Here is a 25,213-nt window from a genome sequence, read left to right as displayed (position 1 = left end):
GGAATTCCATTTGCGGAAGCCTGAGAGAATGCAAGAGCGTAACAATGCTCGACACAATGCTCGACCGCAGTAGAGAAGCAAACCGAGAAGCGACAGGAGTGTCACAGCCGTGGCCAAAAATGAGGGCGCGACCCCGCCGGACGTCGATGCGAGTGCGCTCACCGAAGAGGCGCTGACCGCGGCCGCGGAGAACGCAGAGAAGGCGCTCGCGGAGGCAGCGGACCTGGATGCACTGGCTCAGGTCAAGGTTGAGCACATGGGGGACAAGTCCCCGATCGCCCTCGCTCGCCGTGGTCTCGGCAGCCTTCCCGGTAAGGAAAAGGCCGAAGCGGGCAAGCGTGTCAACATCTTCCGTACGCGCATCAGCTCTGCGTACGACGCGCGTCGCGAGGTTCTCCTTGCTGAACGAGACGCCGCGGTGCTGGTCGCCGAGGCAATCGACGTCACGCTGCCATCCGATCGTTATCCAGTGGGTGCCCGTCATCCCATCAGCTTGATCTCCGAGCAGGTCGCCGACGTGTTTGTCGCGATGGGCTGGGAGGTCGCCGAGGGACCGGAGGTCGAGACCGAGCACTTCAACTTCGACGCTCTGAACTTCCTGCCGGATCATCCCGCGCGGACCATGCAGGACACGTTCCATCTGGCGCCGGAGAACTCGCGTCAGGTGCTGCGTACGCACACCTCGCCGGTGCAGGTGCGCACGATGCTCACGCGTGAGGTTCCGATCTACGTCGTCTGCCCCGGTCGCACCTTCCGTACCGACGAACTCGATGCGACGCACACGCCGGTGTTCTCACAGGTCGAGGGTCTTGCTGTCGACAAGGGTCTGACGATGGCCAATCTTCGCGGAACTCTGGACGCATTCGCACGTGCATTGTTCGGTCCCGAGACTCGGACGCGTATGCGCCCCAACTACTTCCCGTTCACGGAACCGTCGGCTGAGGTCGACGTGTGGTTCGCGAACAAGAAGGGTGGCGCAGGGTGGGTCGAATGGGGCGGCTGCGGCATGGTCAACCCGAACGTGCTGCGTGCCAGTGGAATTGATCCGGACGAGTACTCGGGATTTGCGTTCGGTATGGGCCTCGAGCGGACTCTGCAGTTCCGCAACGGCATCCCGGACATGCGTGACATCGTCGAAGGCGACGTGCGTTTCACGCTGCCATTCGGCGTTGCCGGCTGACCGGTCCGGTATCCGGACCTTTTCGACCAACAGACTTATCGAGAAAACGAGAGAGCTGAGCTGACGTGCGAGTAGCGCAATCCTGGCTGACCGAGATCCTGCAGCGGGCAACTCCGGAGTGGGAAGTCACTCCCGAAGAGTTGGACGCTGGGTTCGTCCGGGTAGGACTCGAAGTCGAGGAACTCGACACACTCGAGGCAATCGACGGCCCCCTGGTGGTCGGCAAGGTCCTCGAGATCACCGAACTCACCGAGTTCAAGAAGCCGATCCGTTTCTGCCAGGTCGAGGTCGGCGAAGCAGAGCCGCGCGGCATCGTTTGTGGTGCCCGCAATTTTGCCGAGGGTGACCTCGTCGTTGTTGCGTTGCCCGGCGCTGTCCTACCCGGCGGCTTTGCCATCGCGTCTCGTGAGACGTACGGCAAGATCTCCGACGGAATGATCTGCTCTGTCGCGGAACTCGGAATCGGCAAGGATCACTCGGGCATCCTCGTGCTCGAACCCGGCACTGCTGAGCCCGGCGCAGACGGCAACGAGTTGCTCGGGCTCGGTGACACGATCATCGAACTGAACATCACCCCTGACCGTGGCTACTGCTTCTCGGTACGCGGCCTTACCCGTGAACTCGCGTGCGGCTTCGATCTCGAATTTGCCGATCCTGCTTCGGTTCCCGCCCACCCCGCTGAGGGGCAGGCGTGGCCGGTACAGCTCGAACCGGAGTCCAAGGCGACGCGCTTCGTGATGCGCAAGGTCACCGGCATCGACCCCAAGGCGGTCAGCCCGTGGTGGATGCAGCGACGCTTGCTGCTCTCGGGTGTTCGCCCGATCTCTCCTGCTGTGGACGTCACCAACTACGTGATGCTCGAACTGGGTCAGCCGCTGCACGCATTCGATGCAAACGCAGTGAAGGGCGACCTGGTGATTCGCCGCGCGAAAGCCGGCGAGAAGCTCACCACACTCGACGAGGTCGAGCGCACCCTCGATCCCGAGGATGTGGTGATCGTCGACGATTCCGGCGTCATCTCGTTGGCTGCAGTCATGGGCGGCGCGACTACCGAGGTCGGGTCCGAAACCACGGACATCTTGCTCGAGGCAGCTACCTGGGATCCGCTTGCAGTCTTCAAGACTGCGCGTCGGCACAAGCTGTCCAGCGAGGCCAGCAAGCGTTTCGAGCGCGTTGTGGACCCGGCGATCCCGGTTGCCGCAGTCGACCGCGCAGCAGCACTGCTCGTCGAGATCGCCGGTGGCCGTATCGAACCCGTCCTCACCGATGTCGGTGCGGTTGCGCCGCGTGAAGCGATTCGGATGGACATCGACCTTCCCGATCGCGTTGCCGGCGTCAGCTACCCCAACGGCACGGCTGCGCGTCGTCTCACCCAGGTCGGTTGCACTGTCGAGGTCGGAGTCAGCGACGAAGGGCACGGCCAGTTGGTCGCAACCCCGCCGTCGTGGCGACCGGACCTGGTTCAGCCTGCTGATCTGGTCGAAGAGGTCTTGCGTCTCGAAGGACTCGAGCAGATTCCGTCGGTTCTCCCGGCTGCACCTGCCGGACGTGGATTGACGCCGAAGCAGCGTCGCAAGCGCACGGTGTCCAAGGCGATTGCACATGCCGGATTCGTCGAGGTTCTGCCGCCGGTGTTCCTGCCCACCAACATCTTCGATGTCTGGGGACTCGGCAGCGACGATCCGCGTCGCAATACCAGCAAGGTGCTCAACCCGCTCGAGGCGGATCGCCCCGAACTTGCTACGACGCTCCTGCCCGGCTTGTTGGAGGTATTGGCTCGCAACACTTCTCGTGGCCAGCGGGATCTTGCGCTGTACGGCATTGCCCAGGTTGTGCTTCCGGGGCCTGACACCAAGCCTGTCGACGCATTGCCGGTCGACCGTCGCCCGACGGACGATCAGATCGCAAACCTGATTGCGTCACTGCCCGAGCAGCCGGTACACGTCGCCGCTGTGCTCAGTGGTTTGCGTGAGCTCAACGGCCCGTGGGGCCCCGGCCGTGCGGCAGAGGCATCGGACGCGTTTGCTGCAGTGCGCGTCATCGCAGCGGCAGCCGGCGTCGAGGTTGAACTGCGTGCGGCGCAGTATCTGCCGTGGCATCCGGGTCGTTGCGCCGAGGTTCTTGTCGACGGCAACGTTGTCGGGCATGCCGGCGAATTGCATCCGGCTGTTCTCGAGCGTGCTGGACTGCCCGCTCGCACCTGCGCACTGGAAATCGATCTGGACGCGCTGCCGTTGGTCGAGAACCTGCCCGCTCCGCGTGTGTCGCCGTTCCCGGCTGTTCTGCAGGACGTGGCCGTCGTTGTCGACCGCAACGTTCCGGCCGCCGAGGTTCAGGAAGCTCTACGCGTCGGCGGCGGCGAGCTTCTCGAAGACATTCGTCTTTTCGACGTGTTCGAGGGCGAGCAAGTTGGTGAGGGCCGCAAGTCGCTGGCGTTTGCACTTCGCTTCCGCGGCGTGGATCGCACCCTGACCGAGGACGAGGCCAGTGCCGCGCGTGACGCAGCAGTAGAGGCAGCGTCCAAGGCTGTAGGCGCGCAGATGCGCGGCTAGCAGCACGAGTTGTCAAGGGACCCGAGGCCACAGCGCCTCGGGTCCCTTTCTCGTTCAGTCGGATTCGAGAATGTTCAGGCTTCTCGGGGAAGCCAGACATCCGGCGCGATGGTGCCCGTCCGGCGACCCTGCTGGTCGAGTACGTGACCGAGCAGTTTGCGGAGGTAGAGGACGATCGAGCGTTCCCCGATATGCAATTCGGGGCACTCCCTGCGTATTCGGATCTCGAAGGCGTCGAGGTCTGCGGGCGAATGCAGCCACAATTGCACCACCAGATTCTCGCTACCCACGACGGCAAAACAATTCCGCACCTCGGGTGCTCGGCTCAGGAGCCGACCAACCATGTCCAGATGCTCGGCGTCGACACGGCACCACAGGGTTGCGAGTATCGGTAGTCCCGCGACGGGCCGGGCGAACTCGCACCGCAATGCCACCAAACCCGATGAGGTCAGACGGTCGATTTGCCGTTTGCAGGCGGCGGGGCTGATTCCGATCGAATCGGCAAGTTCCCGCATCGGTGTCCGCCCGTCGTGAGCGAGCGTGGTCAGAAGTGTGCGGTCTTGTTCCGACACGGCGGCTACTCGCGAAGGTGAGCGTCGCCCGCTCGATTCGCCGGCAGCAAGGAAGCCGCGCTCGGATGGGGCAAGCGCGTTGAGTCGCCACCGGCCGCCCTCGGTGAACCAGCGCGTGATGATCGACGTTCGCAAGCCCTGCACGCCGTCGATCGTGGCGATCTGTTGGGAGATGAATTGCGACATCGAGGCCAGATCCGGTGTTCCGGCAGTGACCAGGAGATCGGCTCTGCCCGTAGAGATTTCGATGGTCACCGCGTGGGCCAACGTCGTCAGGCGATCGGCGACGGCGTCGAGTTGTGCCGGTGCGCAGTCGATTTCGACAGCAGCTGTCACGATGGCGTCGAGGACGCGAGGTCCAGGGGTAACTGTTACCCAGGCCAACGCGGAGTCGGAGAGCCGGTTCCACCGTCGGGCGATTGTCGCAGCATCCAGTTCGAGTGGCCCGGCCAGTGAGAGCCATGTGGAGCGCGGGGCGAGTTGCAGCGCATTGATTATCCTCAAGTCGATTTCATCGATATACAGACCTTTGTCGGCATAATCAGCACTCATTCCGTCATTATCCGGCATATCGGCGTTAATTTCGGACTATCTGCCACTCTCGAGCGACAGGAAGAATCTGCGTCGAGCAGGCCGGGTGGACGGAAACAACGGATGAGCACAGAGAACAAGTACGCGGTGATCGGTGCGGGACCGTCGGGTTTGGCCGGGGCTCGTAACCTTGATCGGGCCGGTATCGAGTTCGACGGTTTCGAGAGCCACGATGATGTCGGTGGTCTCTGGGACATCGACAACCCGCACAGCACCGTGTACGAATCGGCCCACCTCATCTCGTCGAAAAGCACTACTGCGTTCACGGAATTTCCGATGGCGGATTCGGTGGCCGACTATCCCAGCCATGTGGAACTCGCGGAGTATTTCCGCGACTATGCCGATGTCCACGACCTCCGAAAACACTTCAGCTTCGGAACCACCGTCGTCGAGGTCACGCCGACGGACTCGCTGTGGCAGGTGACTTCCCGCGGGCGAGACGGGGAGATCACGTCCGCGAAGTATCGGGGCGTGATCATCGCCAACGGAACGTTGTCCAAGCCGAATATGCCCACGTTTCGCGGGCAGTTCAGCGGAGAACTCCTGCATACGAGCGAATATCGGAGCGCAGAGATTTTCCGCGGCAAGAGGGTACTGATCATCGGGGCGGGAAACAGTGGGTGCGATATCGCCGTCGACGCGGTTCACTACGCAGATTCCGTGGATCTGAGTGTCCGGCGCGGATACTACTTTGTACCGAAGTACCTGTTCGGGCGTCCGTCGGACACGCTGAACCAGGGAAAGCCGTTGCCGCCGTGGATCAAACAACGACTCGACACTCTGGTACTCAAACAGTTCACCGGCGATCCGGTGCACTTCGGGTTTCCGGCGCCCGACTACAAGATCTACGAGTCGCATCCGGTGGTGAACTCGCTGATCTTGCATCACGTGGGACACGGCGACGTGCAGGTTCGCGCTGACATTGACGGGTTCGACGGGAACAGTGTCCATTTTGTCGACGGATCGGTGTCGGATTACGACCTCGTGATGTGTGCGACCGGTTACCACCTCGACTACCCGTTCATTGCCCGCAAGCATCTGGATTGGGCAGGGGCAGCGCCGGATCTGTTTCTCAACGTCGCAAGCCGACGTCACGAGAATCTGTTTGTTCTCGGGATGGTCGAAGCATCGGGCCTCGGGTGGCAGGGCCGCTTCGAGCAGGCCGAGATGGTCGCGAAACTGATCAAAGCGCGAACCGACGCTCCCGCGGCAGCCCGAGAATTCGACGCGGCCGCAGCTGGTCCGCCGCCCGACTTGTCCGGGGGATATCGATATCTGACGTTGGGCCGGATGGCCTACTACGTGAACAAGGATGCCTACCGCGCGGCGATCAAGCGTCATATCGGTCTGCTCGACACAGCATTGACGGAAGGCGGGCAGTGATGCCGATCGACGAGGTGGTTCTCAACTTCAATCCTGGGTCCTTGATGATTCTCAACGTGGTTCTGGCCGCGATCATGCTCGGGATAGCACTCGACACGTCGGTCGACGACTTCCGTCGTGCGTTGACCAAACCCAAGGCGATGGCGGTGGGCATCGCGGCGCAATTCGTACTGCTACCCGCCGTGACATTTGTTCTGACACTGGTTCTTTCGCCGGCTCCGTCGGTTGCGCTCGGCATGATCTTGGTGGCGTGCTGCCCACCAGGCAACATCTCGAACGTCCTGACCCACCGCGCCGGCGGCGACGTCGCACTGTCGGTGTCGATGACGGCCGTGTCGAACGTGCTCGCGATCTTCCTGATGCCGCTCAACTTTGCCTTCTGGGGGAGCAGACGCCCGGAGACCGACGCGCTGCTGGCGTCGGTGAACCTGAACGCCCTCGAGATGGTCGTGCAGATCGCGCTGATCATCGGGGTGCCGTTTGTCATCGGAATCTGGGCTGCCCGGAAGTTTCCGGAACTGGCGGCGAAGGCCCAACCCTGGGTGAAGAACGGCGCACTGATCGCACTGCTGATTTTCATCGTGGCAGGAGTGGCGGGCAACGCGTCGTACTTCGTCGACTACATCGGTGTGGTGCTGATCGCGGTGTTCCTGCACGATGCTGTTGCGCTCGGCCTGGGATACGTGTGCGGTGTCGCGACCGGGTTGAACGAATACAGCCGTCGCGCAGTCTCGTTCGAAGTCGGTATCCGTAACGCAGGACTCGGGCTTGGGTTGGTGTTCACCTTCTTCGACGGCCTCGGCGGCATGGCAATTGTTGCCGGCTGGTGGGGGATCTGGGACATCATCGCAGGATTGGCGCTCGCAACTTTGTGGTCGAAACGGCGAATTCGAACGGAGGTAGCAGCGTGACCACTGCACTGATTACAGGTGGAAACGGCTTCCTCGGTACTGCAGTCGTCGAGGCATTGACGGCGCAAGGCGTCACAGTCGTCAGCGCGGATCTATCTGTGCCCGAGGTGGCCGTAGACGACGTGCGCCGAGTGCACGCGGACGTCCGTAGCGCTACGGAGTTGGCAGAAGTATTTGCCGAGCACCGGCCGGACGTCGTGGTTCACCTTGCGTCCATCGTCAATCCGGGCAAGCACACCACCGCGGAACAGGAGTATCGCGTCGACGTCGACGGGACGCGGAATGTGCTTGCTGCCTGCGTCGAATTCGGCGTGCGACGAGTGGTTGTGTCGTCGTCCGGTGCGGCCTACGGCTATCACCCCGATAATCCTCCGTGGATCACCGAGGATGTCGCGGTCAGGGGCAACGACGCATTCACCTACAGCCGCCACAAGCGACTCGTCGAGGAAATGCTGGCCGAATACCGGACTGTGCACCCGGAACTCGAGCAGGTGATCTTCCGTATCGGCACGATCCTCGGGGAGACGGTGAACAACCAGATCACCGCACTGTTCGATCGCCCTCGGCTTCTCAAGGTCGCCGGTAGTGACAGTCCATTCGTATTTGTCTGGCACACGGACGTGGCGGGGGCCTTTGCCGAAGCGGTGACGGGCGATCAGGTCGGCATTTTCAACGTTGCCGGTGACGGAGCGTTGACGGTCGACGATCTGGCAGCACAGATGGGAAAGGGAACTCTGACACTGCCGGCGTGGTTGTTGCGCGGCGTTCTGCGCGTCGGACGGCGTCTCGGTGTCACGGAGCACGGTCCGGAACGGGTCGGTTTTCTCCAGTTCCGGCCGGTTCTCGACAATCGGCGACTCAAGGAGCAGTTCGGTTACGTTCCCTCGTATTCGAGCCAGGAGGCGTTTACCGCGTATCTCGCGTCACGCTGACGCTCCTGGCGGCCGCCGTGGAAGGATCGAGGTTGTCCGTCGGCGTTTTCGAGAAGGGACTGACGATGACCGAGCACGGTGGTTCTGTACACGATGGTTCTGTGCACGATGTGGTCGAAGCTGCACACGCACTCGACGACAAGGATATTCTGGCCGTTATTCGTGCGGTCGCGGAACGTCGCCCCAGTTTGTCGGTCCTCCTCTCCGTCGTTGATGCGGCTGCTGCGAGTATCGACCAGAGTCGAGCAATAGCCGATTCAACGGCCGCCGACGCCGAGGTGGTGGAACTTCCCGACACCGTAGTGGAAGTTGACGAGATCATCGATGTCCCGGTGGTGGCCGTGAGCGGCGCAATAATCCCTGAAGCCGATTACACCCAGTCGGATTACACCGAAGCGGGAGTTCCTACCTTCGATCGTGTGCGGGAGAAGATCGAAGGACGATTCGGTACGTCGATCGGTTCGGCGGAGTTGGCGCACGAAAGTCCGGCGGGCAAGACCGTCGACGAGCAGTGGGACGAGCGTCAGAAGGCTGCAAAGGCCAAACTGGAGGAGATTCGGCGCTCGATGGGTAAATAACAACCGGGATAAGTAATTATGCATTCCCTTGCACGATGATGCATAATGATGTGTATGACTGAGGAGATACGCAAGCCGATCAGAGTCGCCGTCGCCGGTGCCAGTGGGTATGCCGGTGGTGAGGTTCTGCGTCTGCTTCTCGGACACCCCTCGTACGCCGACGGCAGCCTGGTGATCGGTTCGCTGACTGCCGGTGGAAACGCGGGTTCGACGCTCGGCGAGCATCACCCCCACCTTCTTCCGCTGTCGGCTCGGGTTCTGGAAGAGACCACGGTTGACATCCTGGCCGGGCATGACGTGGTGTTCCTGGGCCTTCCGCACGGAAACTCCGCGCAGTATGCCAAGGCGCTGCCCGAGTCGACGGTCATCATCGACTGCGGCGCGGACTTCCGGCTTCAGGACGGCGCGTTGTGGGAAAAGTTCTACAAGAGCCCGCATGCCGGAACGTGGCCGTACGGTCTTCCCGAATTACCCGGCAACCGTGAGAAGTTGATGGGCGCAACGCGTATCGCCGTACCGGGTTGCTACCCGACGGCCGCAAGTCTTGCCTTGGCACCCGCGGTTGCGGCCGGAATTGTCGGCTCGCACGTCAATGTTGTTGCCGTGAGCGGCACTTCGGGCGCCGGCCGGGCTCCCAAGGCTGATTTGCTCGGCTCCGAGGTGATGGGTTCGGCCCGTGCATACGGTGTCGGCGGCGTGCATCGCCACACTCCCGAGATCATCCAGAATCTGAAAGCCGCAGGCGGACAGGACATCAGCGTGTCGTTCACGCCCGTCCTCGCTCCCATGCCGCGCGGCATCCTCGCAACCTGCACTGCCGCCACCACGGCGACCGAAGCGCAGGCGCGGGAAGTATACGAAAACGCCTACAAGGACGAGCCGTTCATCCATGTGCTGCCTGCCGGTGTCTTCCCGCAGACCGGCGCAGTGATCGGGTCCAACGCAGTACAGATCGGTATCGCCGTTGACAGCGACGCCGGTCAGCTCGTTGTGATTTCAGCAATCGACAATCTCACCAAGGGCACGGCCGGTGGCGCAGTGCAATCGATGAACCTTGCCCTTGGTCTACCCGAGACCGCAGGTCTCTCTACCGTGGGAGTAGCTCCGTGAGCACCGACAATCCGCAGCAGATCGACGACGCAACCGAATCCGACGTCAAGCACGTCGCCGGGGGCCGCCTGCTGCGCACTCAGGGTGTGACGGCACCTGCCGGATTCCGCGGCGCCGGAATTGCCGCCGGTATCAAGAAGAGTGGCAAGTCCGACCTCGCACTCGTACTGAACGAAGGACCTGATCTTGCGGCCGCGGGCGTGTTCACCCTCAACAAGGTGAAGGCTGCGCCGGTTTTGTGGTCGCAGCAGGTGCTCACGACGGGCAAGCTGCGCGCAGTTGTGCTCAACTCCGGCGGTGCCAATGCATGCACCGGTGCCGGTGGATTTCAGGATGCGCACAAGACCGCCGAGGAAGTGGCGTCGGCGCTGAGCAACTGGGGCACCGAGACGGGCGCGATCGAGGTTGCCGTGTGTTCCACCGGACTTATCGGTGACCGGTTGCCCATGGACAAGCTGCTTCCCGGTGTCACCGAAGTAGTGCACGAACTTGCGGGCGGTATTTCCGGTGGCACCGACGCGGCGTACGCGATCATGACCACCGATACCGTGCCGAAGCAGGCGTCGCTGCACCACGCAAACAAGTGGAATGTCGGCGGCATGGCCAAGGGTGCAGGCATGCTCGCGCCCGCATTGGCGACGATGCTGTGTGTCGTCACGACCGATGCCGTTGCGACCGCTGAGCAGCTCGACACCGCGTTGCGCGCCGCAACCCACCTGAGTTTCGATCGCCTCGATGTCGACGGTGCCACGTCGACCAACGACACCGTGCTGTTGCTCGCGTCCGGTGCCAGTGGTGTTGCCCCCAGCCAGGACGAATTGAACGCTGCCGTGTTGGCAGTATGCGACGACCTCGCCGATCAGATGATGGCCGACGCCGAGGGTGTTACCAAGCGTGTGAAGGTGACGGTTCGCGGTGCGGCCTCCGAGTCCGACGCGTTGATCGGTGCCCGGACCATCGCGCGTGACAGCCTGGTCAAGACCGCACTGTTCGGTTCCGATCCCAACTGGGGCCGCGTCCTTGCTGCCGTCGGTATCGCTCCCATCGAACTCGATCCCGATCGAATCAGCGTGTCCTTCAACGGAAGTCCCGTCTGCATCGACGGCGTCGGTGCACCGGGCGCGCGCGATGTCGATCTCAGTGGCATCGACATCGAACTCGATATCAACCTCGGGATCGGCGACGAGTCCGTGACGATTCGCACGACGGACCTGTCGCACGCGTACGTCGAAGAGAACTCGGCGTACTCGTCATGACCGATCTGTTGAGTTCGATCAGCGAACATCAGAAGGCACACGTCCTGGCCGGAGCGTTGCCGTGGCTACAGCGCTTCCGCGACAAGATCGTTGTCGTCAAATACGGCGGCAATGCGATGGTCGACGACGAGCTCAAGACCGCGTTTGCCGCGGACATGGCGTTTCTGCGTACCGTCGGCATTCACCCCGTTGTGGTTCACGGCGGTGGACCGCAAATCAATGCCATGCTGGCCCGCCTGGGCATGAAGGGCGAGTTTCGTGGTGGATTCCGGGTCACGACACCGGAAGTCATGGACGTCGTCCGGATGGTGCTCTTCGGTCAGGTTGGTCGTGAGCTCGTCGGACTGATCAACGCGCACGGACCGTACGCTGTCGGAATTTCCGGCGAAGACGCCCACCTGTTCACAGCGACGCGTCGAACCGTTGCAGTGGAAGGCGAGCAGACCGATATCGGCCTGGTTGGCGACGTCACCACGGTCAACCCCGACGCGGTGCTTGATCTCATTGCGGCAGGACGTATTCCGGTGGTGTCGACAATCGCTCCCGACGTGGACGGCGTTGTTCACAACATCAATGCGGATACGGCTGCAGCGGCCTTGGCCGAAGCGATCGGTGCGGAGAAGCTGGTTGTTCTGACCGATGTCGAAGGGCTGTACACGGATTGGCCGGACCGTTCCTCGCTCGCGAGCGAAATCGACACCGACGCATTGGCACAGCTTCTGCCGAGTCTCGATGCGGGCATGGTGCCGAAGATGGAGGCTTGCCTACGTGCTGTGCGAGGCGGAGTTCCGTCGGCGCACGTGATCGACGGACGGCTTGCGCATTCCGTTCTACTCGAACTTTTCACAGGTGAGGGCATCGGCACGATGGTTGTGCCCGGAGCCGACATCACCGAGCAGGGAGTCAACTCATGAGCACGATCGAATTGCAGCAGCGGTGGTCCGCTTCGCTGATGAACAACTACGGTGTACCTCGGGTAGCTCTCGTACGCGGCGAAGGCGCCGTTCTCACCGATGCCGACGGTAAGCAGTACGTCGATTTCCTCGCCGGCATCGCCGTCAACATTCTCGGTCATGCGCATCCCGCAATCATCGAGGCTGTGACGGATCAGCTGTCGACCCTCGGGCACGTCTCCAACCTGTATGCGAGCGAGCCTGTCGTCGAATTGGCAGAGCAGTTGCTCGGACATCTGGGCAATGTGTCCGGTCGGGCGTTTTTCTGCAACTCGGGTACCGAGGCCAACGAAGCCGCCTTCAAGCTCGCCCGCGCCACGGGACGCAAGAAGATCATCTCCGCCGAGAACTCCTTCCATGGCCGGACGATGGGTGCCTTGGCACTGACCGGTCAGCCGGCCAAGCGGGCGCCGTTCGAACCGATGCCTGCCGGCGTCGAATTCGTTCCCTACGGCGATATCGAGGCTCTCGACCGGGCTGTCGATTCCGATACCGCGGCAGTGTTCCTCGAACCGATCATGGGTGAAAGCGGCGTTGTCGTGCCGCCAGAGGGATACCTGGTCGAAGCTCGCCGGATCACGGCGGAGCGGGGCGCTCTGCTGGTACTGGACGAGGTGCAGACCGGTATCGGCCGGACCGGCTGGTTCTACGCTCATCAGGCTGTCGGCATCGTTCCGGACGTCATCACTCTCGCGAAGGGGCTCGGCGGCGGAATGCCGATCGGCGCCTGCATTGCGACCGGCGCTGCGGCAGAGCTGTTCGGTCCCGGAAAACACGGGACGACGTTCGGTGGCAACCCGGTGTGCGCTGCGGCGGCACTTGCCGTGCTGAAGACCGTTGCGGACGAAGACTTGATCTCGCGCGCAGACAGCCTGGGCAAGTCCATCACCGCAGGCATCGAAGAACTGGGCCATCCGCTGGTCGACTACGTCCGCGGTTCCGGACTTCTGCTCGGTGTGGTGCTGACGCAGGACGTTGCGCCCGCGGTGGAAAATGCAGCACGTGAAGCCGGGTATCTTGTGAATGCAGCGAATCCCGGAGTCATCCGGTTGGCACCGCCGCTGATCCTCACCGACGAGCAGGCCGAGGCGTTTGTGGCGGCACTACCTGCCATTTTCGATCACGCATTATCGGCTGATCAGCCGGGGGAGAAGTGACTACCATGGTGAAACACTTTCTCAGGGACGACGATCTGACTCCTGCGCAGCAGGCCGAGGTCCTCGCCCTGGCTGCCGAGCTCAAGAAGAATCCGTTTTCGCGTCGCCCACTCGAGGGGCCGCGCGGCGTCGGAGTGATCTTCGAGAAGAACTCGACCCGCACGAGGTTCTCCTTCGAGATGGGCATCGCACAGATGGGCGGCCATGCCGTTGTCGTCGACGGTCGGAGCACGCAGCTCGGCCGCGAGGAGACATTGGCCGACACGGGACGCGTCCTCTCCCGTTACGTCGACGCCGTGGTGTGGCGCACGTTCGGCCAGAAGCGCTTGGAGCAGATGGCAACGGGCGCAACGATTCCCATCGTCAACGCACTCTCCGACGAGTTCCATCCGTGTCAAGTTCTGGCCGATCTGCAGACACTGGCCGAGCACAAGGGTGATTTGAAGGGGCTGAACCTCACCTACCTCGGTGACGGTGCAAACAACATGGCGCACTCGCTGATGCTCGGCGGCGTCACGGCCGGCATCAACGTCACGATCTGCGGTCCGGAGGGCTTCGAACCGGCACAGTGGATTCTCGACGCGGCACGTAAGCGGGCCGAGGAAACCGGCGCCACGATCACGGTTACCCGGGATCCGCAGAAAGCTGCCGCTGGTGCAGATGCACTCGTCACCGACGCGTGGACGTCGATGGGTCAGGAAAACGACGGTCTCGACCGGGTCGGTCCCTTCCGTCCGTACCAGATCAATGCCGACCTGCTGGCACTCGCCGACCCCAAGGCCGTTGTCCTGCACTGCCTTCCCGCCCATCGAGGGGAAGAGGTCACCGACGAGGTGCTCGACGGCCCACAGAGTGTTGTGTGGGACGAGGCCGAGAACCGCTTGCACGCCCAGAAGGCCCTACTGGTCTGGCTGCTGGAGCAGAGAACCGCAGGCGCGGCGTGAGCATCGCTCCTACTCGGGCCGGTCGCCAGTCGCGCATCATCGCGCTGCTTGCGGCGCACCCGGTTCGCAGTCAGACGGAACTTGCGTCGCTGCTGGGAGAAGAAGGCATCGAGGCGACACAAGCAACGCTCTCGCGTGACCTCGAAGAGCTGGGAGCGGTGAAACTCCGGGCAGCGGACGGCGGCGCCGGTGTGTATGTGGTGCCCGAGGACGGTAACCCCGTACGCGGTGTCTCAGGCGGCACTGATCGTCTGTCGCGACTGCTCGGAGAGCTGTTGGTGTCCACGGACTCCAGCGGAAACATGGCGGTACTCCGGACACCACCGGGGGCTGCGCACTACCTGGCGAGTGCACTTGATCGTGCCTCGCTGACCGATATCGTGGGGACTATCGCGGGGGATGACACCATCTTCGTGATGGCCCGGGAACCGCTTTCCGGAGCGGAACTCAGCGCCATGATCGAATCCCTCGCCTGACCCCTTATTCTTGATAGAAGATTTTCAACCGAAGGAGCACACACACCATGGCCGATCGCGTCGTACTCGCCTACTCAGGCGGGCTGGACACCTCTGTTGCCATCAGTTGGATCGGTAAGGAGACAGGCGCTGAAGTTGTCGCCGTCGCCATCGATCTGGGACAGGGCGGCGAGGACATGGAGGTCGTGCGCCAGCGCGCACTCGACTGCGGCGCAGTCGAATCCGTTGTCGTCGACGCTCGTGACGAGTTCGCGGACGAGTACTGCCTGCCCACCATCCAGGCCAACGCCCTGTACATGGATCGCTACCCGCTCGTGTCCGCGATCAGCCGTCCGCTGATCGTCAAGCACATCGTCGAGGCCGCACGCTCGCACGGCGGAACCATCGTCTCGCACGGTTGCACCGGCAAGGGCAACGACCAGGTTCGCTTCGAGGTCGGCTTCGGCGCCCTCGCGCCCGACCTCTCGGTCATCGCACCGGTTCGTGACTACGCGTGGACCCGCGAAAAGGCAATCGCCTTCGCGGAAGAGAACAACATCCCGATCAACGTGTCCAAGAAGTCGCCGTTCTCGATCGACCAGAACGTCTGGGGCCGCGCCGTCGAAACCGGATTCCTCGAGGATCTGTGGAACGCGCCCACCAAGGACGTCTACGACTACACCGAGGATCCGACGGCCAACTGGAACGCACCCGACGAGCTGATCATCAGCTTCGACAAGGGTCGCCCGGTTGCCATCGACGGCCGTCCGGTCTCCGTCCTCGAAGCCATCCAGGAACTGAATCGCCGCGCCGGCGCTCAGGGAGTCGGCCGTCTCGACGTCGTCGAGGACCGCCTCGTGGGCATCAAGAGCCGCGAGATCTACGAAGCTCCCGGAGCGATGGTCCTCATCACCGCTCACCAGGAACTCGAGCACGTCACCCTCGAACGCGAACTCGGTCGCTACAAGCGTCAGATGGAGCAGCGTTGGTCCGAGCTGGTCTACGACGGCCTGTGGTTCTCCCCGCTCAAGGATGCTCTCGACACGTTTGTCGAGAAGACGCAGGAACGCGTCACCGGCGACATCCGTCTCTTCCTGCACGGTGGAGCCATCACGGTCAACGGCCGTCGTAGCCCCGAGTCGCTGTACGACTTCAACCTCGCAACGTACGACGAGGGCGACAGCTTCGACCAGTCCGCATCGAAGGGCTTCGTCGAGATCCACGGTCTGTCGTCGAAGGTCGCCGCGAAGCGCGATCTGGGTCTGTAAAGAATGACTGCGCACGGTGTCGGAGACGCCCAAAAACACGGCACTAATGAAGGCGCGTTGTGGGGCGGGCGGTTCGAATCCGGACCGGCCGCCGCCATGGCGGCCCTGAGTAAGTCGACTCACTTCGACTGGGTTCTGGCTCCGTACGACGTGCGGGCGTCGCAGGCTCATGCTCGCGTGCTGAACAAGGCCGGTCTCCTCAGCGAAGCCGACCTTGCCACCATGCTCGACGGTTTGGAGCGCCTCGCCGCTGACGTCGCAAGTGGTGTCTTCGGGCCCAGCGAGTCCGACGAGGACGTGCACGGCGCACTCGAGCGCGGCTTGATCGAACGAGTCGGTCCCGAGGTCGGTGGGCGTCTGCGTGCCGGCCGTTCGCGCAACGACCAGGTGGCGACGCTGTTCCGTATGTGGCTCCGTGATGCGGTGCGCCGCGTTGCGGACGGAGTGCTCGATGTCGTCGACGCTCTTGCCACTCAGGCAGCTGCACATCCGGACGCAGTCATGCCGGGTAAGACGCACCTGCAGGCCGCTCAGCCCGTGTTGCTCGCGCATCACCTCCTGGCACATGCACATCCGTTGTTGCGTGACGTTGCGCGTCTGCGTGACTTCGACGTGCGAGCTGCGGTGTCCCCGTACGGTTCCGGCGCGCTCGCCGGTTCCTCGCTCGGGCTCGACCCCGAAGCCATTGCGGCAGAACTGAAGTTCGACAGCTCGGCGGAGAACTCGATCGATGCCACGGCGTCGCGCGACTTCGCTGCCGAGGCTGCGTTCGTGTTGGCGATGATCGGCGTCGACCTGTCGAGGATGGCCGAAGAGGTCATCATCTGGAGCACACCGGAATTCGGCTACATCACGCTCGCCGACGCGTGGTCGACCGGATCGTCGATCATGCCGCAGAAAAAGAACCCGGATGTTTCCGAGCTCACGCGCGGTAAGTCGGGTCGTCTGATCGGCAACCTCACGGGATTGTTGGCGACGCTGAAGGCGCAGCCCTTGGCGTATAACCGCGATCTGCAAGAGGACAAGGAACCGGTCTTCGATTCGGTTGCGCAACTCGAAATGTTGCTCCCGGCCATCACCGGCCTGGTGCAGACCCTCGAGTTCCACACCGAGCGCATGGCGGAGTTGGCTCCGGCCGGCTTCACACTGGCCACCGACATCGCGGAATGGATGGTCCGTCAGGGCGTTCCGTTCCGTGTCGCACATGAGGCCGCGGGCGCGTGTGTGCGTGTCGCCGAGGCTCGCGGCGTTGGACTCGAGGATCTGACCGACGAGGAACTGGCCGGAGTCGACGCGTCGTTGACGCCTGCTGTTCGGGAAGTGCTGACCGTCGAGGGCTCCATCGCCTCACGCAACGCACGTGGCGGAACCGCAGGTGTCCGGGTGGCCGAGCAACTGAACGGCGTACGCACGCTGGCTCAGTCGCTGCGAGAGTGGCCCCTCTAAATCAGTCATCGGTTGTCGGTGTTGTCGTACGCGGTCAGAGAGGATTTTTCCTCACTGGCCGCGTACGTGTTCTCGGGGGCAGTAGGCTTGTTTAGCTCGACACGAATGCGACAGAGTTTTTGACGCGAGTTACTTGGGAGTGAAATGGTGGGATTGAATTCCAAGTCGGTGCTGGGTCCGCTTCGGCGGGTGGTCGCGACAGCGCAGAACGGCCTGGAGGTTGTTCGTCTGGGTGGACTCGAGACGGATCTGACAACCTCGCCGTTCGAGATCGTCGAACGTGCGCCGATGTACCGTCTGCGGCGGTATTTTCCCGACACCGATCCAGGGGAGACCGGTCCGCCGATCGTATTGGTCCCGCCGATGATGATGTCGGCCGGCGTGTACGACGTGACGCGCGATCAGGGGGCAGTCGGCATCCTGCACGAGATGGGACTTGATCCGTGGGTGGTCGACTTCGGTGAACCTGACGCACAGGACGGCGGCTGGGGCCGTAATCTTGCAGACCACATCATCGCGCTCAGTGAGATCGTCGATCACGTTCATCGGCATACCGGCAAAGACGTTCATCTGTCCGGGTATTCGCAGGGCGGAATGTTCGCCTACCAAGCTGCGGCATATCGGCAGAGCCGAAACATCGCCAGTCTCATCACTTTCGGAAGTCCCGTCGACACGCTTGCGGCGCTCCCATTCGGTATTCCGGCCGGGATAGCCACGTGGGGAGCAGACTTCCTCGCGGATCACGTCTTCAACAGGCTGGCGGTCACGGGGTGGATGGCCCGGACAGGCTTCCAATTGCTCGATCCCGTCAAGACGCTCAAGTCGCGTGTCGACTTCCTACTGCAACTTCACGATCGTGAGGCACTCCTGCCGCGCGAACAGCAACGACGCTTCCTGGCGACGGAGGGATGGGTCGGCTGGTCCGGGCCCGCTGTTGCCGAACTGCTCAAGCAGTTTGTCGTGCACAACCGGATGATGTCGGGCGGGTTTGTCATCAAGGATCAAGCGGTGACGCTTGCGTCGATCACCTGTCCCGTTCTGGCTTTTGTCGGCGAGGTCGACGACATCGGGCAACCCCAAGCGGTCCGCGGGATCACGCAGGCAGCGCCGCGAGCTGACGTGTACGAATCAACTTTGCGCGCTGGGCATTTCGGTCTGGTCGTCGGTTCCGTCGCTGCAAATCACACGTGGCCGACAACAGGCGAATTCGTGCAGTGGATCGAGCAGGGCGGAACACGGCCGGCCCGCGTCGAGCGCATGCCGCAGGGCCCGTACCCCGAGGACGAGACCGGGGTGTCGATGAGCAATCGGATCATTCACACCGTGGCCTCGGTAGCCGAGGTCGGCGTCGGCGTGACCAAGGGCATCAGCGATCTGGCCAGCGGAGCATTGCGCGGGACTTTCGAATTGTCCGGCGAGGCTGCTCGGGCTCTGCCCCGGTTGGCCAGGCTCAATCAGATTCAGCCGCACACCAAGATTTCGCTCAGTGCGCTCTTGGCCGAGCAGCGCCGTAAGGCTCCGGCAGGGGAGTGCTTCCTCTTCGACAACCGGGTCCATACCTACGAAGCCGTCAACATCCGCATCGACAACGTTGTTCGCGGTTTGATTTCGGTTGGAGTGCGCCCGGCAGCGCACGTCGGCATTCTCATGGAGACCCGGCCGAGTGCACTCGCTGCTATCGCCGCGCTGTCGCGACTCGGAGCTGTTGCAGTCATGCTCCCACCGGGCGGCGACATTGCGACGGCGGTGAAACTCGGAAATGTCGATCGGATTATCACCGATCCGGAAAACGTTCAGGAAGTGCTCGCAGCTGGGCGTCCGGTACTGGTACTCGGCGGCGGTGACGCGCGTGGGTTGAGCGTGGATTCCGCGCACGACGTCATCGATCTCGAGCAGATCGACCCGACGACGGTCAGTCTGCCGGGTTGGTACAGGCCTGATCCGGGGATTGCGCGCGAACTTGCCTTCATCATCTTCGCGGAATCCGGTGGCCGACTCGAAGCCAAGCAGATTACCAACTACCGGTGGGCGTTGTCGGCATTCGGTACGGCCTCGGCTGCCGACCTCGACCGGGGCGATACCGTGTATTGCCTTGCGCCGCTCCATCATTCGTCAAGTTTGCTGGCGACAATCGGCGGCGCAATGGCAGGTGGTAGCCGGATCGCGCTGTCGAGGGGGCTGGACCCGGCTCGATTTGTCGAGGAGATCCATCGCTACGGCGTCACCGTGGTGAGTTACACGTGGTCGATGATGCGCCAGATTCTCGACGAGGATCTTCTCCTGCTCGACGGTACTCATCCCGTTCGGTTGTTCATCGGATCCGGAATGCCGCCGGGGCTGTGGAAGCGCACCACCGAGGCGTTCGATCCTGCTCAGATCCTCGAGTTCTACGCCTCAACCGAAGGTGACGTGATCCTCGCGAATGTGGCCGGATCGAAGATCGGGTGCAAAGGACGTCCGTTGCCCGGTAGTGCGCGGGTGCGACTTGCGGCGTACGACCCGCTCAGCGGCCGGATCCTCGAGAACGAGGACGGGTTTGTCCGCGAGTGCGCCGACGACGAGGTCGGGTTGTTGCTGGGTCGTGCAGGATTCAATGCCGATCTGTCCGGTGGTGCCATGCGCGGACTCTTCGAGGCCGGAGATTCCTGGATACCCACTGAAAACCTGTTCCGTCGTGATTCCGACGGCGACTACTGGCTGGTCGACCACAAGAACACGGTGATCTCGACGTTGCGTGGACCCGTCTTCACCGCTCCGATCGTCGACGCACTGTCGAGTGTCTCGCGGGTGGACCTTGCGGTGGCGTACGCGGTAGGTGAGGCACCGTTCCAGTTGGCTGTCGCCGCGGTGACCTGTTTGCCCGGCCGCAATTTCCGTGCGGCAGAACTCGCCGAGACGTTGGATCACCTCGACTTCGATGCGCGTCCGGACATCGTGCACGTGGTCGACGAGATCGCCGTTGGATCCTCGTTCCGGCCCAATCCCGCCGTGCTCGCAGCGGCCGGGCTTCCGGCTCCGGGACCGCGGACCTGGTATCTCGACTCCGAAACCCAGTCGTACAAGCGGCTGACCAAGGCAGTTGCGGCGCAATTGATGCCAACCAGGATGGGTACGGGTTCGCGGTGAGTATCGGCTCAGCAGGTAGCCTGAACCTGATCGGTTCGTGTTCGGTTCGAGAGGATAAACGTGGCTATTGATTCGACGTTGCTCAGCATTTTGGCCTGCCCGCAAGACAAGGGTCCACTGCTGTTGGTCGGGGACGAGCTGCTCTACAACCCTCGTCTGCGACGCGCATACCCGATCGAAAACGGTATCCCGGTATTGCTGATCGACGAAGCGCGCGATGTTGCAGACGACGAGCACGAGAAGTTGCTCGCCAAGGCAGAAGGTTAGATCGGTAGTTCGCCGGTAAGGTACCGCTGGAGGTTCGGAGCTACCAGCGGTACCAACGCGTCGACGCTCAGCGATTTCAGCGGTTCAAGCTCGAGAATGTAGCGAGTGACCAGGAGTCCAGCGATCTGCGACGCCACCAATTCGGCTCGAATAATTCCTGTCCCGGCCGGTGAATCCACCCGCGGGATGATGTCCCGCAAGACGATGTTCAGAAGGAAGCTCTGAATCAGTCGGGTTCCTTCGCCGGAAATGGCCGAGCGAAATGCGGCGAGAATCGCGGCCTGATGCTCCGATTCCCAGACACCGAGGACGGCAGTCAATAGACTCGTACCCAGTTGGTCGCTTGTCGACGAATGAACCGGGGCTAGAACTTTCTTCGGATCCAGCGGTAGGGCGATTGCGGCGGTGAACAGTTGCTCCTTGCTGCCGAAGTAGTGATGTATCAGGGCCGGATCGACTTGGGCTTCGGTTGCGATGGCGCGGACCGTGGTTCGTGCAAATCCGTTTTGTGAGAATGCGCGTCTGGCGCTCTCGAGGATCTGCGTCCGGGTCTCGGACTTTCCCGGCCGCCGCCCCGGCCGCAACGGTATATTGTTGCTGCTCATGGGGTTCGGCGGTCCAGCGTTGCAGCGGCTAGTGTGAGGGCGGCCGCGGCAAAGAGAGCCATCACCGCGAGGTCGCGCCACATTTGGCCGGTGGCATCGGCGTGTATCGATACCTGCTGAAGTGCGTCGACGGCGTAACTCAGCGGTAAGACGTTGCTGATCCATTCGAGCCAAGTCGGTAGCTGGTCGCGCGGAACCAGGAGTCCGCAGAGGAACAGCTGTGGAACCACGACCACCGGCATGAACTGAACGGCTTGGAACTCGGTCTTTGCGAAAGCGCTGGCCAACAGACCGAGCGCCACTCCGAGGATTGCGCCCAGTACGGCGATGACTATCACCCAGCCGAGGCTTCCGGCGATAGTGAGACCCAGAAACCCGAAGGCAACGGCACACGCGAGGGCCGCCTGGGCCGCAGCCGACAACGAAAACGCCGCGGCATATCCAGCGAGAAGGTCAAGTTTGCCCATCGGGGTGGTGAGTAGTCGCTCGAGGGTTCCGGAACTGCGCTCACGCTGCATTGCTATGGAAGTGACCAGGAACATCACGACAAAAGGCAAGATCCCGAGCATAGTGATGGCGACCCGTTGAAACAGCGGTACTGCGCCTGGCGCTGTCGGGACGTCGACGTAGAGGAAGTAGAGCAGGATCATCAACAGTGACGGAACCAACAAGATCATGGCAACTGTGCGGCGGTCCTGACGCAGTTGCATGAGAATGCGAACTGTCGTTGCTCCGAAGATGGTGACACTCATGATATTTCGCCTCCCACCGGCGAGGTACGGATGAGTTCCAGGAACGCGTCTTCGAGGCGTTCGCACCTGGTCTTCGCGCGAAGTTCGTCGGGCGTGAGTTGCGCAAGGAGGAAGCCGTCGCGCATCAGTATCAGTTCGGCGCAATGATCTGCTTCGTCCATGACGTGACTGGAGATCAACAGGGTAGTTCCGCCCTTGGCAAGTTCAGCGAATCTCTCCCAGAGTTCAACTCGAAGGACGGGGTCGAGTCCGACGGTCGGCTCGTCGAGAACCAGCAGATCGGGATCGGCAACCAAAGCACAGGCCAGTGACACGCGTCCGATCTGTCCGCCGGACAGGTCTGCGCTGATCTGGTCCGCGTAGCGAGTGAGCCCGACCGCGTCGATTGCGGTCCGAACATCGGCACCGGACTTTCCGTACAGCGATCCGAAGTACTGGACGTTGCGGGTGACAGTCAGGTCGCCGTAGACGCTGGGGGATTGGGTGACGTAGCCGACGCGTCGACGCAGTGCCGGTGTTCCGGCTTGATCACCGAGAACTCGTACGTCGCCGCTCTTGACGATCTGAGTTCCGACTATCGCTCGCATCAGTGTTGTCTTGCCGCAACCAGACGGGCCTAGTAGTCCGGTGACGGATCCGGCGGATACTTGCAGATCAATGGAGTGGAGAACCTCCTGCTTTCCACGGATGACGGTGAGTCCTCGGATGTCGATGGCAGGTGCTGTGGTCACGGTGAACCTCGATTCCGTTAATTCATCACATGTTGAATTGTGAAACCGGACGCGCCCCAGCGTCAAGGGGGAAGGCACAATCGAATGGTGAGCATCAAGCAGTTGGCGAGCGTGACTTCTCCGCTGGAGGCGGGACTGATCATTCTCGGTTCGACACTGTCAGTAGACGACGTCAGCCTTCGGATCGTCGAAGTGGAGGCATACGGCGGGGAGAAGGACGGACCGTGGCCGGACCCGGCAGCACATTCCTATCGGGGGCGGACGCCGCGTAATCGGGTGATGTTCGAGCGCGCAGGTTTGCTGTACGTGTACCGCAGCTACGGGATGCATTTCTGCATGAACATCTCGTACGGTCCGGCCGGGGTGGCCGGTGGAGTACTCCTCCGCGCAGCAGAGGTCGAAGCCGGCCACGATATTGTCTCCGGCCGTCGTTCACCGGATCGTCCGCCCCGCGATTGGGCGCGCGGACCGGGAAATCTCGGGTCCGCAGCAGGAATTACGTTGGCGGACAACGGGGCTGATGTCTTCGATCGGGATTCACGAATTCGACTGGACCTGAGCGAGTCGGACAACTGGGTAGCGGGGCCCCGGGTCGGTGTCAGCTCGGCAGCGGAGATCCCGTGGCGGCTGTGGATTCCTGATTCGCCGGCGGTGTCGGCCTACCGTCGAAGCCCGCGAGCGCCCGCCCTTTCGTGAGGGTGGGATGATCTAGCCCGTGACTGAGAATATTCTCGACGAACTGACCTGGCGTGGGCTCATCGCCCAATCAACTGATCTCGACGCTCTGCGTAAGGATCTCGAGGCCGGACCGGTCACGCTCTATGCGGGGTTCGACCCCACAGGGCCGAGCCTGCACGCCGGACATTTGGTTCCTCTTCTTGCGCTCAAGCGTTTTCAGCGTGCCGGTAACCGCCCGATCGTTCTTGCCGGTGGCGCAACCGGTCTGATCGGCGACCCCCGCGACGTCGGGGAACGCACGATGAACTCGGCCGATACCGTCGCTGACTGGGCCGGACGAATCCGCGGCCAACTCGAACGATTTGTGGACTTCGACGATTCTCCGACCAGCGCCGTCATCGAGAACAACATGAACTGGACCGGCAATATGTCGGCCATCGACTTCTTGCGCGACGTAGGCAAACACTTCTCGGTGAATGTCATGCTCGCGCGTGACACCGTCAAGCGTCGTCTCGAATCCGACGGAATGTCGTACACCGAGTTCAGCTACATGCTGCTCCAGGCAAACGACTACCTGCACCTCCGACGCGATCTTGGCTGCACCTTGCAGGTGGGTGGCTCGGATCAGTGGGGCAACATCATCGCCGGCGTCGAACTCAACCGTCGCGTGGATGGCGAAAGTGTCCATGCGATGACCGTCCCGCTGGTGACCTCGGCTGACGGAAAGAAGTTCGGTAAGTCGACCGGCGGCGGCAGCCTGTGGCTCGATCCGGAAATGACCAGCCCGTACGCCTGGTACCAGTACTTCGTGAACACCGGCGACGCCGATGTCATCAAGTACTTGCGTTGGTTCACGTTCCTGAGTGCAGAGGAATTGGCAGAACTCGAGACTGCTACCGCAGAACGCCCGCATGCTCGAGAGGCACAGAAGCGTCTTGCGGCGGAGATGACGACATTGGTTCACGGCGAGCACAACACACGGTCAGTGGAGTTGGCCAGCCAGGCACTGTTCGGAAAAGCTGAGCTGACGGAGCTCGACGAATCCACTCTGGCCGCTGCGTTGAAGGAAGCCTCGGTCAGTGAACTGGCACCGGGGGAGCCGCGGACGATCGTCGACCTTCTTGTCGCCAGCGGATTATGCGAAAGCAAGGGCGCTGCCCGGCGCGCTGTGAAGGAGGGTGGCGCATCGGTGAACAACCAGAAGGTGTCAGCTGAGGACTGGGAGCCGGCCGTCACGGATCTCCTACACGGCAGCTGGTTGGTTGTACGACGTGGAAAGCGCAACTTTGCCGGCGTGAAAGTACTGGCGAACTGACGTGTGTGGGGTCACAGTTGCCTAAAGTGACTCCTGAGCCCGCTGGTGGCTCGCCTGCAAGCGAGCTACCAGCGGATTTAACACAATGATCATCCGCGACCTGGGAGTTTGACGCTCCGTTTTCCGTCGCGTAACTTTATCCAAGTCAGAGCGACACGGACACCAACCCCGACCGAAAGGCAGGGGACACGCGGTAGGACGAAGTCGGAGACAAGCACTTGCATCGGGAACTTGCTTCCCGGTGGTGCAGAAGCTAAGATTGTAACCCTTGCCCCGGAGCATTCGACACTGGTTGATGCGAAGGTGTGCACGTGTTCTTTGAGAACTCAACAGTGTGTCGATGAATGTCAGTGCCAAATTATTTTGGTATTTCGCATGTCGAATGATGTTCCGGGCCTTCGGGTTTCGGTTCTGATGTTCGGGGTGTGAGTATTTTTCGTCGGTGATTGTT

Annotated in this window: 22 protein-coding genes; 18 read left to right on the top strand and 4 right to left on the bottom strand. The window is 62.2% G+C overall.

The window, feature by feature from the left end; translation table 11 throughout:
- Positions 1-109 precede the first annotated feature (109 nt).
- Positions 110-1,180 (top strand): phenylalanine--tRNA ligase subunit alpha, encoded by a 1,071-nt coding sequence (gene pheS, locus EEB13_RS00110; protein ID WP_033230792.1) that lies wholly within the window; start codon positions 110-112, stop codon positions 1,178-1,180.
- A gap of 65 nt (positions 1,181-1,245) precedes the next feature.
- Positions 1,246-3,732: a phenylalanine--tRNA ligase subunit beta gene (gene pheT, locus EEB13_RS00105; protein WP_116101334.1), complete on the top strand. Its 2,487-nt coding sequence runs from the start codon at positions 1,246-1,248 to the stop codon at positions 3,730-3,732.
- 74 nt (positions 3,733-3,806) lie between these two features.
- Here pheT and EEB13_RS00100 read toward each other — a convergent pair whose 3' ends face one another.
- A complete protein-coding gene (locus EEB13_RS00100) occupies positions 3,807-4,856 on the bottom strand; it encodes an Lrp/AsnC family transcriptional regulator (protein ID WP_141484363.1) in 1,050 nt (349 codons plus the stop codon).
- Between the two features lie 102 nt (positions 4,857-4,958).
- On the opposite strand from EEB13_RS00100, the gene EEB13_RS00095 reads away from it, so the two are divergent.
- The 14 genes from EEB13_RS00095 (at position 4,959) to EEB13_RS00030 (ending at position 20,681) form a co-directional block, all read left to right on the top strand.
- Positions 4,959-6,278: a flavin-containing monooxygenase gene (locus EEB13_RS00095; RefSeq protein ID WP_116101332.1), complete on the top strand. Its 1,320-nt coding sequence runs from the start codon at positions 4,959-4,961 to the stop codon at positions 6,276-6,278.
- Positions 6,278-7,189 carry a bile acid:sodium symporter family protein gene (locus EEB13_RS00090; protein ID WP_033230789.1) on the top strand — a complete coding sequence of 304 codons (912 nt, stop codon included), beginning with the start codon at positions 6,278-6,280 and terminating at the stop codon, positions 7,187-7,189. Before EEB13_RS00095 ends, EEB13_RS00090 begins: the two co-directional genes overlap by 1 nt.
- A complete protein-coding gene (locus tag EEB13_RS00085) occupies positions 7,186-8,121 on the top strand; it encodes an SDR family oxidoreductase (protein WP_141484362.1) in 936 nt (311 codons plus the stop codon). The genes EEB13_RS00090 and EEB13_RS00085 overlap by 4 nt, the downstream gene beginning before the upstream one ends.
- Positions 8,122-8,153: 32 nt before the next feature.
- Complete coding sequence (locus tag EEB13_RS00080) at positions 8,154-8,699, top strand: hypothetical protein (RefSeq protein ID WP_410055737.1); 546 nt, start codon at positions 8,154-8,156, stop codon at positions 8,697-8,699.
- A gap of 54 nt (positions 8,700-8,753) precedes the next feature.
- On the top strand, positions 8,754-9,809 hold the full coding sequence (gene argC / locus EEB13_RS00075) for an N-acetyl-gamma-glutamyl-phosphate reductase (RefSeq protein WP_116101328.1): 1,056 nt from the start codon (positions 8,754-8,756) through the stop codon (positions 9,807-9,809).
- The gene (gene argJ / locus EEB13_RS00070) at positions 9,806-11,065 is read left to right on the top strand and encodes a bifunctional glutamate N-acetyltransferase/amino-acid acetyltransferase ArgJ (protein WP_045069982.1); all 1,260 of its coding nucleotides are present in this window, start codon (positions 9,806-9,808) and stop codon (positions 11,063-11,065) included. Before argC ends, argJ begins: the two co-directional genes overlap by 4 nt.
- Positions 11,062-11,979, top strand: a complete 918-nt coding sequence (gene argB, locus EEB13_RS00065) for an acetylglutamate kinase (RefSeq protein WP_033230785.1) — start codon at positions 11,062-11,064, stop codon at positions 11,977-11,979. The genes argJ and argB overlap by 4 nt, the downstream gene beginning before the upstream one ends.
- Positions 11,976-13,175 carry an acetylornithine transaminase gene (locus EEB13_RS00060; RefSeq protein WP_141484361.1) on the top strand — a complete coding sequence of 400 codons (1,200 nt, stop codon included), beginning with the start codon at positions 11,976-11,978 and terminating at the stop codon, positions 13,173-13,175. The genes argB and EEB13_RS00060 overlap by 4 nt, the downstream gene beginning before the upstream one ends.
- A 5-nt stretch (positions 13,176-13,180) precedes the next feature.
- Positions 13,181-14,119, top strand: a complete 939-nt coding sequence (gene argF, locus EEB13_RS00055; RefSeq protein WP_033230783.1) for an ornithine carbamoyltransferase — start codon at positions 13,181-13,183, stop codon at positions 14,117-14,119.
- Positions 14,116-14,595: an arginine repressor gene (locus tag EEB13_RS00050; RefSeq protein WP_033230782.1), complete on the top strand. Its 480-nt coding sequence runs from the start codon at positions 14,116-14,118 to the stop codon at positions 14,593-14,595. The genes argF and EEB13_RS00050 overlap by 4 nt, the downstream gene beginning before the upstream one ends.
- Positions 14,596-14,642: 47 nt before the next feature.
- Positions 14,643-15,842, top strand: coding sequence for an argininosuccinate synthase (locus EEB13_RS00045; RefSeq protein ID WP_033230781.1), 1,200 nt, complete (start codon positions 14,643-14,645; stop codon positions 15,840-15,842).
- A 3-nt stretch (positions 15,843-15,845) separates the two neighbouring features.
- On the top strand, positions 15,846-17,288 hold the full coding sequence (gene argH / locus EEB13_RS00040) for an argininosuccinate lyase (protein WP_045069978.1): 1,443 nt from the start codon (positions 15,846-15,848) through the stop codon (positions 17,286-17,288).
- A 144-nt stretch (positions 17,289-17,432) separates the two neighbouring features.
- The gene (locus EEB13_RS00035) at positions 17,433-20,414 is read left to right on the top strand and encodes an acyl-CoA synthetase (protein ID WP_095886402.1); all 2,982 of its coding nucleotides are present in this window, start codon (positions 17,433-17,435) and stop codon (positions 20,412-20,414) included.
- A 60-nt stretch (positions 20,415-20,474) separates the two neighbouring features.
- On the top strand, positions 20,475-20,681 hold the full coding sequence (locus EEB13_RS00030) for a Trm112 family protein (RefSeq protein ID WP_033230778.1): 207 nt from the start codon (positions 20,475-20,477) through the stop codon (positions 20,679-20,681).
- On the opposite strand, the gene EEB13_RS00025 is transcribed toward EEB13_RS00030, so the two are convergent.
- The 3 genes from EEB13_RS00025 to EEB13_RS00015 are packed head-to-tail and all read right to left on the bottom strand — an operon-like array spanning position 20,678 to position 22,769.
- Positions 20,678-21,286, bottom strand: a complete 609-nt coding sequence (locus EEB13_RS00025) for a TetR family transcriptional regulator (protein ID WP_033230777.1) — start codon at positions 21,284-21,286, stop codon at positions 20,678-20,680. The two genes, EEB13_RS00030 and EEB13_RS00025, sit on opposite strands and share 4 nt — an antisense overlap.
- Positions 21,283-22,038 (bottom strand): ABC transporter permease, encoded by a 756-nt coding sequence (locus EEB13_RS00020; protein ID WP_033230776.1) that lies wholly within the window; start codon positions 22,036-22,038, stop codon positions 21,283-21,285. Before EEB13_RS00020 ends, EEB13_RS00025 begins: the two co-directional genes overlap by 4 nt.
- On the bottom strand, positions 22,035-22,769 hold the full coding sequence (locus EEB13_RS00015) for an ABC transporter ATP-binding protein (RefSeq protein ID WP_141484360.1): 735 nt from the start codon (positions 22,767-22,769) through the stop codon (positions 22,035-22,037). The genes EEB13_RS00020 and EEB13_RS00015 overlap by 4 nt, the downstream gene beginning before the upstream one ends.
- A gap of 84 nt (positions 22,770-22,853) precedes the next feature.
- On the opposite strand from EEB13_RS00015, the gene EEB13_RS00010 reads away from it, so the two are divergent.
- The gene (locus EEB13_RS00010; protein WP_051730178.1) at positions 22,854-23,465 is read left to right on the top strand and encodes a DNA-3-methyladenine glycosylase; all 612 of its coding nucleotides are present in this window, start codon (positions 22,854-22,856) and stop codon (positions 23,463-23,465) included.
- A 19-nt stretch (positions 23,466-23,484) separates the two neighbouring features.
- Positions 23,485-24,762: a tyrosine--tRNA ligase gene (tyrS, locus tag EEB13_RS00005; RefSeq protein WP_095886398.1), complete on the top strand. Its 1,278-nt coding sequence runs from the start codon at positions 23,485-23,487 to the stop codon at positions 24,760-24,762.
- Positions 24,763-25,213 lie beyond the last annotated feature (451 nt).

Origin of the sequence: Rhodococcus sp. WS3 (assembly GCF_003797085.1) — a bacterium.
In the GTDB taxonomy this organism is placed as follows: domain Bacteria; phylum Actinomycetota; class Actinomycetes; order Mycobacteriales; family Mycobacteriaceae; genus Rhodococcus_F; species Rhodococcus_F globerula.
This window is presented reverse-complemented; position numbering and strand designations above follow the sequence as displayed.

What these genes read in the sequence shown, in the direction of transcription:
- EEB13_RS00060 (WP_141484361.1), top strand. Translation starts at nt 11,976, where the DNA reads ATGAGCACGATCGAATTGCAGCAGCGGTGGTCCGCTTCGCTGATGAAC.
- EEB13_RS00020 (WP_033230776.1), bottom strand. Translation starts at nt 22,038, where the DNA reads ATGAGTGTCACCATCTTCGGAGCAACGACAGTTCGCATTCTCATGCAA.
- EEB13_RS00025 (WP_033230777.1), bottom strand. Translation starts at nt 21,286, where the DNA reads ATGAGCAGCAACAATATACCGTTGCGGCCGGGGCGGCGGCCGGGAAAG.
- argF (WP_033230783.1), top strand. Translation starts at nt 13,181, where the DNA reads ATGGTGAAACACTTTCTCAGGGACGACGATCTGACTCCTGCGCAGCAG.
- argH (WP_045069978.1), top strand. Translation starts at nt 15,846, where the DNA reads ATGACTGCGCACGGTGTCGGAGACGCCCAAAAACACGGCACTAATGAA.
- EEB13_RS00095 (WP_116101332.1), top strand. Translation starts at nt 4,959, where the DNA reads ATGAGCACAGAGAACAAGTACGCGGTGATCGGTGCGGGACCGTCGGGT.
- EEB13_RS00010 (WP_051730178.1), top strand. Translation starts at nt 22,854, where the DNA reads ATGGTGAGCATCAAGCAGTTGGCGAGCGTGACTTCTCCGCTGGAGGCG.
- EEB13_RS00090 (WP_033230789.1), top strand. Translation starts at nt 6,278, where the DNA reads ATGCCGATCGACGAGGTGGTTCTCAACTTCAATCCTGGGTCCTTGATG.
- EEB13_RS00035 (WP_095886402.1), top strand. Translation starts at nt 17,433, where the DNA reads ATGGTGGGATTGAATTCCAAGTCGGTGCTGGGTCCGCTTCGGCGGGTG.
- argB (WP_033230785.1), top strand. Translation starts at nt 11,062, where the DNA reads ATGACCGATCTGTTGAGTTCGATCAGCGAACATCAGAAGGCACACGTC.
- EEB13_RS00045 (WP_033230781.1), top strand. Translation starts at nt 14,643, where the DNA reads ATGGCCGATCGCGTCGTACTCGCCTACTCAGGCGGGCTGGACACCTCT.
- EEB13_RS00100 (WP_141484363.1), bottom strand. Translation starts at nt 4,856, where the DNA reads ATGAGTGCTGATTATGCCGACAAAGGTCTGTATATCGATGAAATCGAC.
- argC (WP_116101328.1), top strand. Translation starts at nt 8,754, where the DNA reads ATGACTGAGGAGATACGCAAGCCGATCAGAGTCGCCGTCGCCGGTGCC.